The following is a 13018-nucleotide window of genomic DNA, read 5'->3' as shown; positions in this document are numbered from 1 at the left end:
CCACCGGCGAAATGGGCGTGGTGATCGAACGCGCCACCGGATCGGTTCTGGTGGTCTCGCAAACCAAACGCGACGTGCTGGCCCGGATCGAGGGTCTGGGCGATCTGTCCCACGCCAGCGTGACCTTTTCCCCCGACCAGCGGTTCGCCTATGTCTTTGGCCGCGACGGCGGGCTGACCAGGATCGACCTGACCACGCAGACCATCGCGGGCCGCATCATTCAGGGCGGCAATGCCATCGGCGGGGCGATTTCCGATGACGGGCGGCTGGTCGCCGTGTCGAACTATGAACCCGGCGGAGTCAAGGTGTTCGACGCCGACACGCTGGAACTGGTGGCCGATGTGCCGATGGAATCGAAAACCGTCGGGCTGGCCGATGTGCCGGGCAGCCGCTTTATCGTCGCGACATGGGACAGCGGGCAGGCCTGGCTGCTGGATCATTCCGCCGACCCCGCCAACCCCGAAATCACCGTGTTCGAGGACGTGGGCGCCAACCCCTATGACGCGCTGCTGGCGGGTGACGGGCGCACCTATATCATCGGGCTGTTCGGCGAAAAGGGCCTGACCGCGATCGACCTGTGGGCCGATGATCCGCAGCCGGTGCGCTTTCTGCCCGATTACGGCAAGGATCAGGACGATCTGCCGGTTTACAAGATGCCGCATCTGCAAGGCTGGACGCTGGCGGGCGACAGCTTTGCCCTGCCCGCCGTCGGGCTGCATCAACTGTTGTGGGTCGATGCCGCGACGCTGACAGAGTCCGGCCGCACCGATCTGCACGGCCAGCCGATCTTTGCGCTGGCCCGGCCCGATCAGCGCGAAATCTGGGTCAACTTTGCCCCGCCCGACAATGACACCGTGCAGGTGATCGACACCATGACGCATCAGGTCATCCAGACCCTGACCCCCGGCCCCGGCGTGCTGCATATGGAGTTCACCCCCCGCGGGCGCGAGGTCTGGCTGTCGGTGCGCGACGAAAACCGGATCGAGATCCGCGACACCCGCACCTATCAGGTCATCGGCGAGATCCCGGCGCAGGCGCCTTCGGGCATCTTCTTTACCGACCGCGCCTATCGGCTGGGGCTGTGACCATGCTGGACCAGATCACCGACGCCACCGACCTGCGGCTGATGGACGAATTTCAGCGCGACCTGCCGCTGGTGCCGCGCCCCTTTGCCGCCATCGCCGCCGTTCTGGGCATCACCGAGTCCGAAACGATCGCCCGGCTGAACGCGCTGCAAAAGGCCGGGCAGATTTCCCGCGTCGGTGCCACCTGCCGCCCGAATTGCGCCGGGGCCTCGACCCTTGCCGCTCTGGCGATCCCGGCGGATTGTATCGAGCAGGTCGCCGCCATCGTCAGCGCCGAACCGGGGGTGAACCATTCCTACCTGCGCGAAGACGATTGGAACCTGTGGTTCGTCGCCACCGCGCCCGATGCGGGTGAACTGGCCGCATCGCTGGCGCGGATTAAGGCCGCCTCGGGGTTGCCGGTACTGTCGCTGCCGCTGGTCACGCCCTATAACATCGACCTCGGCTTTCGCCTGAACGGCCCGGCCCGCGCGATGGCCCCCGACCGGCCCGCCGATATGTCAGAGCTGCGGCCAGATGACCGCCCCCTGATGCACGCGCTGTCCAACGGGCTGCCGCTGGTGCCGCGCCCCTTTGCGGAACTGGCCGCACGTCTGGGCCGCGACGAGGAAACGCTGATTACCCGGATCGCCGCGCTGTCGCGGGCGCGGCTGCTGACCCGCGTGGGCGTGATCGTGCGCCACCGCCGTCTGGGCTATCGCGCCAATGCGATGGTGGTCTGGCGTCTGCCGGAATCCCGCATCGACGCCGCAGGCCGCGCGCTGGCCGCGACGCCGGGCGTCACCCTGTCCTATCGCCGCCGCCCGGTGCCCGGCGTCTGGGACTGGCCGCTGTTTTGCATGATCCACGCCCGCTCGCGCGCGGATGCGCTGATGGTGCTGGATCAGGCCCGCGCCCTGCCCGAACTGGCCGGCGCGGACCACAAAGTGCTTTTCTCAACCCGTTGCTTCAAACAGACCGGCGCGCTGATTTCCGCCGGGGACAGGCCGACAGCATGACACGCCCGATCCGTCACACATTGCCCGCCGATGCGCTGGACGACACCGACCGCCGCATCATCAACCAGTTGCAGGACGGCTTTCCGATTTCGCCCACGCCCTTTGCCGATGCGGCGGCGGCGCTGGACATCGACGGAACCGCCCTGATCGAGCGCATCCTGCGGCTGCGCGACATCGGTGCCATTACCCGCTTTGGCCCGTTCTATGACGCGGCGGCCATGGGTGGTGCCTTTTGCCTGTGCGCCATCGAGGTGCCGGCCGAAAAATTTGACGAGGTGGCGACTTTGGTCAATGCGCACCCCGAGGTTGCGCATAACTATCAACGCAGCCACCGGCTGAACATGTGGTTCGTGCTGGCGACCGAAACGCCTGCGGGCATCCGCACTTGCGCCCGCCGCATCGAAAAGGAGACAGGTTTGCGCGTCCTGATGTTTCCCAAGGAACACGAATTCTTTATCGGCTTCCGGGTGCAGGCATGAACGCCATGCCGCCCCTGCTGGATCAGATCGACCGGCGCATCGTGACCGCGACGCAGGGCGGTCTGCCGCTGGTCCCCCGCCCCTTTGCGGAAATCGCCGGTTGGCTGAACCTGCGCGAAGATCAGGTGATCGAGCGGGTGCAGCGGCTTCAGGATCGCGGCATCATCCGCCGCATCGCCATCGCGCCCAACCACTATGCGCTTGGGATGACCGCCAACGGGATGAGCGTATGGGATGTTGAGGACGACCGCGCCATCGAACTGGGCGAACAGGTCGGGGCGCTGGACTTTGTGACGCACAGCTATCTGCGCCCGCGCGCCCGGCCCATCTGGCCCTATAACCTGTTCGCCATGATCCACGGCCCTGACCGCGAAACGGTCGAGGCGCAGCGCCAGCAGATCGCCGGTATTCTGGGCGATGCCTGCCGCGCCTCGGATATTCTGTATTCGACGCGGATTCTGAAAAAGACCGGGCTGCGTCTGGCCCGCGACAAATGAAAGGGCGCATATGTTTCGCCTGAGCCAATACATGCACCAATTGCTGGACCCGACCCCGGTGCGCCGCCGCGCGGCACCGGGCGGCATGGTCAAGCCGGTGGTGATCTGGAACCTGACCCGCACCTGCAACCTGAAATGCCGCCACTGTTACACGGTATCGTCGAACAACGTCTTTCCGGGCGAGCTGACGCATGAACAGGCCATGGGCGTGCTGGACGATCTGAAGGCGTTCAACATCCCGGCGCTGATCCTGTCGGGCGGCGAGCCTCTGTCGCGGTTCGATTTCTGGGAACTGGCGGAGCAGGCCAAGGAACTGAACTTCCGCCACCTGTCACTGTCCACCAACGGCACCAAGCTGGGCGGCGACAATGCCGCGCGGGTGGCGGATCTGGGCTTCGATTACGTCGGCATCTCGCTGGACGGGATCGGGGCGGTGAACGACTGGTTCCGGGGCGTCGAGGGTGCCTATGCCGACGCTCTGGCCGGGGTGCGCGCCTGTCTGGCCCGCGGGGTCAAGGTTGGCCTGCGCTATACCATCACCCGCGAAAACAGCCATGATCTGGGTGCCATGCTGGATCTGTGCGAGGCCGAGGGCGTGGACAAGTTCTATCTGTCGCATCTGGTTTATGCCGGACGCGGCGACAAGCACCGGGGCGAGGACACCGCCCACGACCACACCCGCCGCGCCATGGATCTGGTGCTGGACCGGGCGTGGGATGCGGTGGAAAACGGCCGCAATCTGGAAATCGTCACCGGCAATAATGACGCCGATGCGGTCTGGTTCCTGCGTTGGGCCGAAAGCCGCTTTCCGGCGGATCGCGTCGCGCATATGCGCGCGCATCTTGAGGCATGGGGCGGCAATTCATCCGGCGTGGGCGTGGCCAATATCGACCCGCAGGGCAAGGTTCACCCCGACACCTACTGGTCGGATTACACCGTCGGCAGCGTCAAGGAAAAGCCCTTCAGCGCCTGGTGGACCGGCGATGACCCGATGCTGGCGACCCTTCGCACCCGCCCGCGCCCGCTGAAGGGGCGCTGTGGGGCCTGTGCGTTCCAGTCGGTCTGCGGCGGCAACACCCGCATCCGCGCGCTGCAACTGACCGGCGACCCCTGGGCCGAAGATCCGGCCTGTTACCTGACCAATGCGGAAATCGGCGTCGATGCAGATCACGACCGCCTGACCAACGCGCCTTTCCGGGGCAAAAGCCATGATCCAGCGCATCAGTTCTTTTGATATGTTGCGCCCAAAGAATGCGTATTTGGGCAAACAGGAAGCTCTGGCCTTGGTGTTTCTGGCCATCGCCGCGCCCGCATGGGCCGATGCGGCGGCGGATTACGCCGAACATTGCGCCGTTTGTCATGCGGAAAACCGGCTGGGCGCGACCGGCCCGGCGCTGATCCCCGAGGCTTTGGGCCGGCAAAAACCCGAGGCTTTGGCGGCCGTTATTTCCCAGGGCCGCCCCGCCACGCAGATGGCGGCTTATGCCGATGTGCTGACGCCCGAGGCGATTGCCGAACTGGTCGCCTATATCCAGCAGCCCTTGGGTTATGTTCCCGACTGGACCGAGGCCGACATCGCCGCCAGCCGCGAGATGCGGGGCGATTATGTTGCCGCCGATGCGCCGCTGTTCGACGCCGATCCGATGAATATCACGCTGGCGGTGGAGACCGGCGACAGCCATATCAGCGTGCTGGATGGCGACAGGCTGACCGTTCTGGATCGGTTCGAGACGCCCTTTGCCGTTCATGGCGGGCCAAAGTTCAGCCCCGACGGGCGCTATGTCTTTGTGATGGCGCGCGATGGCTGGGTGCAGAAATACGACATCTGGTCGCTGGCCGAGGTGGGGCGGGTGCGCGCCGGCGTCAACAGCCGCAACATCGCCATGTCGTCTGATGGCAAATGGCTGGCGGTGGCGAACTATCTGCCGCACACGCTGACCATTCTGTCCACCGAGGATCTGACCCCGGCCCGCGTCATCCCGATCATCGCCAAGGACAAGACCACCAGCCGCGTGTCTGCCGTGTATCAGGCCCCGCAGCGGAACAGCTTTATTCTTGCGCTGAAGGATGCGCCCGAAATCTGGGAAATCGGCACCGCCGAGGATTCGGGGCCGTTTTACGAGGGCTTCGTTCACAACTATCAGCCCGGCGCGGTCGAGGCTGTGGGCGCAGAGGAGGGGTTGTTTGCCCGCCGCCGCATCGTGATCGAACAGCCGCTGGATGACTTTTTCTTCACCCCCGACTATCGCCATCTGATCGGCACCAACCGCGAGGGTGACAAGGGCGTGGTCGTCAATCTGGACGTGGGCCGCGAGATTGCGGAACTGCCCTTGCCCGGCATGCCGCATCTGGGATCGGGTATCACATGGGACAGCGGCGGTCGTCGTGTCATGGCCACGCCGCATCTGAACGAAGGCGTTCTGTCGGTGATCGACATCGACACCTGGGAACTGGTCAAGACCATCGAAACCGACGGCCCCGGCTTTTTCCTGCGCAGCCATGAAACCAGCCCCTATGTCTGGGCCGATGTGTTCTTTGGCCCGAACAAGGACAAGATGCACATCATCGACAAGGAAACGCTGGAAATCATCCGCACGCTGGACCCTGCGCCGGGCAAGACCGTCGCCCATACCGAATTCACCAAGGATGGCAAATACGCGCTGGTGTCGATCTGGGAAGACGATGGCGCGGTGATCGTTTACGATGCCGCCACGCTGGAAGAAGTAAACCGCCTGCCCATGCGCAAGCCTTCGGGAAAGTATAATGTCTGGAACAAAATCACCTTCTCCGACGGAACCAGCCACTGACGGTCGCTGGCCGGTGTGGAAGCTGGCCCTGCTGCTGTATCCGTTCACGGCGGCAGCGGTGGCGATCAACCTGTTTCTGTTCGCGCTGATCGGGGCCAAGATGGATTGGGGCAGCCTGACGCCGGTGCAATCGGTGATCGGCGGGCTGATCCTTGGCGTTCCGGCGACATGGGCGGCGGGGCTGTGGGTGCGGCATCTGATGGACGAGGCGGCGGAATGAACCCCGGTTATCTGGTGATTCTGGCCACCGTTTCGCTGGTCGTGCCGGGGCTGATCGCCTTTGTGGCGGCCCGGCGGATGGGCCTTGGCATCCTGTGGGCGGCGCTGATTGCGGGCGCGATCCTTGGGCTGGCGGGCTGGTTCATCACGCGCGAGCCGCTGTTGGGTGATGCCGAAATCCGGCGCTCGGTGGCGATCTATTTCGTGCTGCTGCCCGGTTTTGTCGGCATGGTCATGGGGGCCGGGGCCGGGGCCGTCGCGGACAAGTTCCGGCTGAACCGCTGACGCTTTTGTCCGGCGCGCGGCGGCGCTATGATGGGCGCAACCGCGCAAGAGGTGCCCATGCTGGCCATGTTCCGCCGCCATCCCCTGCTGATCGCCGCCTTTGCACTGGCCATGGCGGCGATGCTGTTCTTTGCCGTCACCTTTACCCGCAATTTCATCTATTGGCAGAATCACCGTCAGGAACCCGTCAGCGCGTGGATGACCATCGGCTATGTCGGGCATAGCTGGGGCGTCCCCCCGCGCGAGATTGACCGCATCGCCAACCTGCCCGGCCCCGATCCGCGCCCGCTGACCATCCGCGAAATCGCCGAGGCTCAGGGGGTGCCGCCCGAGCAGGTCATCGCGCGGGTCAATGCCGCCGTGGCGCAGTTGCAGGCCGAACGCCACCCGCCGCAACAGGGACCGGCGCGATGACGGAAACCTTGCTGGGACTTGTGCCGCAATATGGGGTCTGGCTGCTGGCGGCCTGTGCCTTTTTGTCCTGCCTTGCGCTGCCTGCGCCGTCGTCGATCCTGCTGCTGGCGGCGGGGGGCTTTGTCGCGGCGGGCGATCTGGCGGCGCTGCAATGCGCCATCGGCACGCTGGCGGGGGCGTTTCTGGGCGATCAGCTGGCCTATCAGATCGGGCGGCGTGGCGGCGGGCTGTTGCGCGGCGGCAATACCAGACGCGCCGCCGCGCTGAGCAAGGCGCAGGCGATGCTGGACCGGCGCGGCGGGCTGGCGGTGTTTCTGTCGCGCTGGCTGGTGTCGGCGCTTGGGCCTTGGGTGACGTTTGCCGCCGGGATGGCGGGGCTTGGCTGGGCGCGCTTTACCGCCGCCAGTCTTGCCGGAATGCTGATCTGGGTGGCGATGTATCTGGCGCTTGGCTACAGCTTTGCCGGCAATCTTGAGGCCGCGTCGGGGATGGCGCTGCACCTGCTGGGCTTTGCTGCCGCCGCCGCGCTGGTCGGCGTGCTTGGCTGGCGGTTGCTGCGATTGCTGCGGACCGAAGGCGGCTAGTGCGGCGCGGGCATGGTCTTGACGGAAACGGTCACGCCCTCCATCGATTCCATCTCGGCCCCGATGTCTTGCGCCAGACCGCGCATCCCGTTGTTATCATACAAAAAGCTGATGACGATACGCTCAACCCCGGTGGCGCGGGCGGCCAGCACCATGGCCAGCACCAACTGCTTGCCCAGACCGATGTGCTGATATTCCGTTTCCACCGAGACGGCGATTTCGGCGTCACGATCCCCCGGCGCGCCCAGCAATTCGCCGACCGCGCGCAGGGTGCCATCGACGAACACGCCAAAGATCAGCACCGTGTCCCAATCCAGACGGCTGGAATAGGCGTCGATCGTTTCATCGCTGACCACCCCCTGAAAGCGGGAATAGCGGTCCTGAGACGACAGGCGTTTCAGGTGAGCGGCATGTTGGGCCTGATCCTCGGCCACCAGCCCACGCAGGCGCAGGTCATGGCCATGCGTCACCTCGGCGCTGGAGGGCAGCACCAGATAGCCACCGTTTTCATCGTCTTTCTGATCCATTGCAGCCCTGTCCAGAACAAGGGTCGGTGCCATGAACCGCGCAACGCGGGCACCATGCGGCAGTGCAGCGATGATGCGGCATCCCCGCCCGTGGATCAAGGCTTTCGGCCCTGCCGCGACGTAACGTGACGGTGCGCGGCGGCGTCAGTCCAGCAGGCGCAGCAGATCCGGTTCCGCCCCGCTGGCCATGACCAGACGGCGCGGGCGGGCGGGGCCGCGCATCACAAGGCCCGCCAGTTCGACCGCAGGTTCGGCCACCTCGGCGGTGCGGGTAGGGTCGGTGTGGTCGTTGTCCTCTTGCCCCGACATCTCGCGCGAGGGTTGCACCGACAGCACAAAGCCGTCATCCGCCGCCGCCACCGGGTTCAGCAGCGACCAGCACACCATCGCGGGCGTGGAATCGGCGCGGGCATGCGGCGAATCCAGCCGCTTGACCCGCATATCCTGCCCCGAGACAACCAGCGCCGCGCAACTGGCGTTCATGTTCAGCACCATCCCGACCAGATCGCCCGGTCCCGTCTCGGCCCGCAGGGTGTCGCCGATCACCAGCCGGTGCAGATGCTCGGTCATCAGCGAGGTGATGCGCTGAACCTTGCCGTTCAGGTGGACGTGGCGGAAATCATGCGCGCTGCCCTGCTCGGCACCGATCTGCGCCTGATGCAGAAACCGGGTCAGGGTCTCGATCAGAACCTCGGCGGTCATCCTGGCCCCGCGCGGGTTCAGGTGGTTCGGCCCCGACATGAAATGGCGCGGCGCCCGTTCCCCGAAAAAGCAGGCGTGGCGCAGCAGGCGATAGCCGTCCAGAAACGGCAGGCCAGCGGCCCGGCACATCGCCGCCCAATGGTCGCGCACCGCCGAATGGCGCAGCCCCGCCACAGCGACATGCGGCAGGATCAGCACCACCGGCAGAATGCCCCGGTCGGCGCACCAGCCGCGCAGCCATGCAAACAGCGCCGCCGTCTGCGCCGGGTCATGCAGGTTGCGGTTCTGCGCCCGCTGTTCGTTCACGCACAGATCGACGATCAGCACATCCATCGCCACATCGTCCAGCAGCGGCAGGCGATAGGGCAGCATCGCCGCATGGGACGACCCCAGCGAGGCATTGCCGACGATCTCGAACCCGCTGCCGGGCTGGGCGAGGGCCTGCGTCCAGCCGTCCTGCATCAGCGACCCCGAGGTGCCCGCGATCCCGACCCGTATCTTCATGCCGTGCCCTGCCCGGTTTCGCGCAGATAATGGCGCACCGCATCGGCCACATGGCGAAAGCGGTCGCCGCCCAGATGCTTGCCGCCATACCAGCGGGTAACGATGACGATATGATCCGCCACGCCCGCGCGGTCCAGCATTTGCAGGATCAGCGCCCCGGCCCCGGCTTCGCCGTCGTCATCCTTGACGGGTTCGCCCGATAGAATACCGGCCCAGGTGTTATGCGTGGCCTTGGCGAACCTTTTGTTCCGGCGCAGTTCCGCGATCAGCGCTCCGGCCTGATCGCGGTCGCGGGCCGCACCGCCCGAAACCGCATAGCGTGATCCCCGGTCCGAGATGATCTTGTCGTAAATGCGCAGACTGCCTGTCATGTGCAGGCAGATGCGCGCTATTGCACCGGAAATCAAGGCGGCACAGAGGCCGGGGCCGTCGCGTTACTCGGCGTTCAGGAACGCGCGGATCTGTTCGCCCGCCTGCCCGATGTGCAGCACCCCGTCCAGATGACCGCGCCCGCCGGTGATCCGCACCGTCTGCACCGGCGTGCCGTCGCTGCCGATGATCGCGGCGGTTTCGCGCACCGCATCGGGCGGGAACACAAGGTCGTCCTCGGAATAGATCAGCAGCGCGGGCACCTCGATCGCCAGCAGGCCGTCATAGATCCCGCCCTCGGACGGGCCGGCAACGAAAAGCTGATTGGCCTTGACCAGATACAGGAAATGGTTCGCATCCGCGATCTGCGCCCGCGCGGCCCCCGCCGCATCCAGCGCCGCCTGCACGGCGAATTGGCCGTCCCTAGCCTGAGGGGCGCTGTCGCCGGCTGGGCTGCGGCCAAAGCTGGCATTGGCCCATTCAGCGGAATTCGCGTGCAGAGTCAGCGTTTTCAGCGCCGCCGACAGCCCGGCCAAAGGCGCGTCGCCGCCGTAATAATCGCCGCCGTTCCAGTTCGGATCAACCTTGATCGGCGCGGCCCAGACATCCAGCCATGCGATCAGATCGGCATTGGCATAGCCCGAGGCGATGACCGGAATCACCCGTTCCAGCCGGTCGGGATAGCTGGCGGCCCATTCATAGCTTTGCAGCCCGCCCATGGATGCCCCCATGACCGCGTGCCATTTTTCAATGCCAAGCTGATCCATCAGCCCCTTTTGCGTATCGACGAAATCGCCGATGGTCATCACCGGGAAATCCATCCCCCACGGCTGCCCCGTCGCCGGGTTCACCGTGGCCGGGCCGGTGGTGATGACATTGGGATCATGCGCCCCAAGGTTCACCGGCGTATCGACCGAGACGACGAAAAAGCGGTCCGTATCAATCGGCTTGCCCGACCCGATGATCGCATCCCAGTAACCCGGCGCCGGATCGCTGTCGGCGTATTTCCCCGCCGCATGGCTGGTGCCACTGAAGAAATGCGGGATCAGGATGGCATTGTCGCGCGCCTCGTTCAGCGTGCCATAGGTCTCATACCCCAGCCGCATTTCCGGGATGGTTTCACCGCCGCGGGTCTGAAAATCGGTCAGGGTGAATTCCTGCTTTTCCACCAGCCCCTCCAGCGCAAAGGCAGGCGTGACGGTCAACAGCAGCATGGCAAGAGAGTGGCGCATATGATCCTCCGGTTTCCTCGGCCCCAGCTAAGAGCCTTGGCCGCCCGCGATCAAGTCCGCCGCCGCACATACAGCTCCAGCCGGTGGTGGACGATCTCGTATCCGCGTTCCGCCGCGATCTCGGCTTGCAGGCGTTCGATGCGGTCGTCGGTGAATTCGATCACCGCGCCGCTGTCCACGTCGATCATGTGGTCGTGGTGTTTCTGATCGGCAGGCTCCCACCGCGCCGGTTCGCCCTGAAACTCCAGCTTGTCGATGACGCCCTGCGCGCGCAGCGTGGTCAGCGTGCGGTAAACCGTGGCCAGCGAAACGCCCGCCCCCGCCGCCTCGGCCCGCGCGTGCAGCTCGGTCGCGTCGGGGTGGTCATCGACGGCGGCCAGCACCCGCAGCAAGGCCGCGCGCTGCCGCGTGACCCGCACGCCCGCATCACGCAGCGCCTGTTCCATCCGTTCTGCCCGAGCCTTGTCCATGGTGACGTGATGGCAATTCCCGCAATCAGTTGCAAGTGGTTCTCAACCTCTTGACAGTTGCGATCCATTCGCAGAAAGATGAGGCATGAACCGCCGTCATGCCCTCGCCCTGCTTGCCAGCACCCTTGCCACCCCCGCGCTGGCACAGGGGCGGCTCAAGGTGGCGACAACCTTTACCGTGCTGGCCGATATGGCCCGCAACGTGGCGGGCGGGCTGGCCGATGTGGTCAGCATCACCCGGCCGGGGGCCGAAATCCACGGATACGAACCCACGCCGCGCGATCTGGTGCAGGCGCAAGGCGCGGGGCTGGTGCTGCACAACGGCCTGAATCTGGAACTGTGGTTCACGCAGTTTCTGCGCAACCTGTCCGATGTGCCCGCCGCAGTCGTCAGCACCGGCATCACCCCGATCGAGGTGGCCCCCGGCGTGCCCAACCCCCACGCATGGATGGCGCTGGATTCCGCGCTGATCTATGTGCGCAACATCACCGCCGCGCTCAGCGCCGCCGATCCCGCGAATGCCGCCACCTATCAGGCGAATGCCCGCGACTACGCCGCCCGGATCACCGCCACCATCGCCCCCCTGCGCGACGCCCTGCGCGCCCTGCCCGCCGACCGCCGCTGGCTGGTCACATCCGAGGGGGCGTTTTCCTATCTCGCCCGCGACTGCCACCTGAACGAACTGTATCTGTGGCCGATCAACGCCGACGCTCAGGGCACGCCGCAACAGGTGCGCCATGTCGTCGATACGATGCGCGCCCGGCAGATCGGGGTGATCTTTTCCGAATCCACCGTATCCGACCGCCCGGCACGGCGGATCGCGGCAGAAACCGGGGCAGGCTATGGCGGCGTGCTGTATGTGGACAGCCTGTCCGGGGCCGACGGCCCGGTGCCGACCTACCTGGACCTGCTGACCATCACCCACACCACCATCCTGAAAGGACTGTCCCATGGCTGAGGGCATCGGCGTCACCGGCCTGACCGTCACCTATCGCAACGGCCATACAGCCTTGCGCGATGCCAGCTTCGACGTGCCGCAAGGCTCGGTCACGGCACTGGTCGGCATGAACGGAGCGGGAAAATCCACCCTGTTCAAGGCACTGATGGGGCTGATCCCCGGCGCCTCGGGGCAGATGCAGATCATGGGCCTGCCGGTGGCGCAGGCGCTGAAACAGAACCTGATCGCCTATGTCCCCCAGTCCGAGGACGTGGACTGGACCTTTCCGGTTCTGGTGCGCGACGTGGTGATGATGGGCCGCTATGGCCATATGGGCTGGCTGCGCCGCCCGCGCGCCGCCGACCACGCCGCCGCCACAGCCGCCCTGACCCGCGTGAACATGCAGGATTACGCCAGCCGCCAGATCGGCGAGCTGTCGGGCGGCCAGAAAAAGCGGGTCTTTCTGGCCCGCGCACTGGCACAGGATGCCCGCGTGATCCTGCTGGACGAACCCTTCACCGGCGTCGATGTCCAGACCGAGGAAACCATCATCACCCTGCTGCGCGCCTTGCGCAACGAAGGCCGGGTGATGCTGGTCTCGACCCACGATCTGGGTTCGGTGCCGGAATTCTGCGACCGGGTGGTGCTGGTGCGCGGCACGGTGCTGGCATATGGCCCGACCGCCACGACCTTCACCCCCGACAACCTGCGCAAGACATTTGGCGGCGTGCTGCGCCACTTCACCCTCGCCGGCGCCGACCTGCACGACGACGCCGACACCCGCGCCGTCACGGTCCTCAGCGACGACGAACGCCCGCTGATCTTCTACGACGACCAACACCAGACCACAGGGCGCGAGTGATGGCATCTTTGGTCTGGAAATATCCTGCGGGGGTGTGGGGGTGCAAA

At 65.8% G+C, this 13018-nt stretch carries 17 protein-coding genes; 12 read left to right on the top strand and 5 right to left on the bottom strand.

Translation table 11 applies throughout. From position 1 onward, the window contains the following. The 10 genes from Q4G14_RS10970 to Q4G14_RS10925 all read left to right on the top strand — a co-directional run. On the top strand, positions 1–1085 hold a 1085-nt coding region (locus tag Q4G14_RS10970), incomplete at its 5' end, for a cytochrome D1 domain-containing protein (protein ID WP_303361783.1). Positions 1086–1090: 5 nt separating this feature from the next. After that, complete coding sequence (locus Q4G14_RS10965) at positions 1091–2083, top strand: AsnC family transcriptional regulator (protein ID WP_303361789.1); 993 nt, start codon at positions 1091–1093, stop codon at positions 2081–2083. After that, entirely contained in the window at positions 2080–2562 is a 483-nt protein-coding gene (locus Q4G14_RS10960; protein ID WP_303361782.1) for an Lrp/AsnC family transcriptional regulator, read from the top strand. The genes Q4G14_RS10965 and Q4G14_RS10960 overlap by 4 nt, the downstream gene beginning before the upstream one ends. Next, a complete protein-coding gene (locus tag Q4G14_RS10955; protein ID WP_303361781.1) occupies positions 2559–3059 on the top strand; it encodes an AsnC family transcriptional regulator in 501 nt (166 codons plus the stop codon). Before Q4G14_RS10960 ends, Q4G14_RS10955 begins: the two co-directional genes overlap by 4 nt. A 10-nt stretch (positions 3060–3069) precedes the next feature. Then, positions 3070–4293, top strand: a complete 1224-nt coding sequence (gene nirJ / locus Q4G14_RS10950; RefSeq protein WP_303361780.1) for a heme d1 biosynthesis radical SAM protein NirJ — start codon at positions 3070–3072, stop codon at positions 4291–4293. A 1-nt stretch (position 4294) separates the two neighbouring features. Then, entirely contained in the window at positions 4295–5866 is a 1572-nt protein-coding gene (locus Q4G14_RS10945) for a nitrite reductase (protein WP_303361779.1), read from the top strand. A 13-nt stretch (positions 5867–5879) separates the two neighbouring features. Continuing rightward, a complete protein-coding gene (locus Q4G14_RS10940) occupies positions 5880–6086 on the top strand; it encodes a hypothetical protein (protein ID WP_368661358.1) in 207 nt (68 codons plus the stop codon). Further along, complete coding sequence (locus tag Q4G14_RS10935) at positions 6083–6370, top strand: hypothetical protein (protein ID WP_303361777.1); 288 nt, start codon at positions 6083–6085, stop codon at positions 6368–6370. Before Q4G14_RS10940 ends, Q4G14_RS10935 begins: the two co-directional genes overlap by 4 nt. Before the next feature lie 27 nt (positions 6371–6397). After that, a complete protein-coding gene (locus Q4G14_RS10930) occupies positions 6398–6784 on the top strand; it encodes a hypothetical protein (RefSeq protein WP_303361776.1) in 387 nt (128 codons plus the stop codon). Beyond that, entirely contained in the window at positions 6781–7368 is a 588-nt protein-coding gene (locus tag Q4G14_RS10925; RefSeq protein WP_303361775.1) for a DedA family protein, read from the top strand. The genes Q4G14_RS10930 and Q4G14_RS10925 overlap by 4 nt, the downstream gene beginning before the upstream one ends. On the opposite strand, the gene Q4G14_RS10920 is transcribed toward Q4G14_RS10925, so the two are convergent. From Q4G14_RS10920 to Q4G14_RS10900, 5 genes are all read right to left on the bottom strand, one after another. Continuing rightward, positions 7365–7895, bottom strand: coding sequence for a GNAT family N-acetyltransferase (locus Q4G14_RS10920; RefSeq protein ID WP_303361774.1), 531 nt, complete (start codon positions 7893–7895; stop codon positions 7365–7367). The two genes, Q4G14_RS10925 and Q4G14_RS10920, sit on opposite strands and share 4 nt — an antisense overlap. A gap of 144 nt (positions 7896–8039) precedes the next feature. Next, the gene (locus Q4G14_RS10915) at positions 8040–9101 is read right to left on the bottom strand and encodes an SGNH/GDSL hydrolase family protein (RefSeq protein WP_303361773.1); all 1062 of its coding nucleotides are present in this window, start codon (positions 9099–9101) and stop codon (positions 8040–8042) included. Beyond that, the gene (locus tag Q4G14_RS10910; protein WP_303361772.1) at positions 9098–9472 is read right to left on the bottom strand and encodes a YigZ family protein; all 375 of its coding nucleotides are present in this window, start codon (positions 9470–9472) and stop codon (positions 9098–9100) included. Before Q4G14_RS10910 ends, Q4G14_RS10915 begins: the two co-directional genes overlap by 4 nt. Before the next feature lie 63 nt (positions 9473–9535). Further along, entirely contained in the window at positions 9536–10702 is a 1167-nt protein-coding gene (locus Q4G14_RS10905) for a homoserine O-acetyltransferase (protein ID WP_303361771.1), read from the bottom strand. Positions 10703–10752: 50 nt separating this feature from the next. Next, positions 10753–11172, bottom strand: coding sequence for a Fur family transcriptional regulator (locus Q4G14_RS10900; RefSeq protein WP_303361770.1), 420 nt, complete (start codon positions 11170–11172; stop codon positions 10753–10755). Between the two features lie 85 nt (positions 11173–11257). Between Q4G14_RS10900 and Q4G14_RS10895 the strand changes: the two genes are divergently transcribed. Both Q4G14_RS10895 and Q4G14_RS10890 read left to right on the top strand, forming a co-directional pair. After that, complete coding sequence (locus Q4G14_RS10895; protein WP_303361769.1) at positions 11258–12130, top strand: metal ABC transporter substrate-binding protein; 873 nt, start codon at positions 11258–11260, stop codon at positions 12128–12130. Further along, positions 12123–12971, top strand: a complete 849-nt coding sequence (locus Q4G14_RS10890; protein WP_303361768.1) for a manganese/iron ABC transporter ATP-binding protein — start codon at positions 12123–12125, stop codon at positions 12969–12971. Before Q4G14_RS10895 ends, Q4G14_RS10890 begins: the two co-directional genes overlap by 8 nt. The last annotated feature ends 47 nt before the right edge of the window (positions 12972–13018 follow it).

Source organism: Paracoccus sp. (in: a-proteobacteria), assembly GCF_030538755.1.
In the GTDB taxonomy this organism is placed as follows: Bacteria; Pseudomonadota; Alphaproteobacteria; order Rhodobacterales; family Rhodobacteraceae; genus Paracoccus.
Note: the sequence above shows the minus strand (reverse complement) of the source record. Positions and strands in the feature narration are given on the sequence as shown.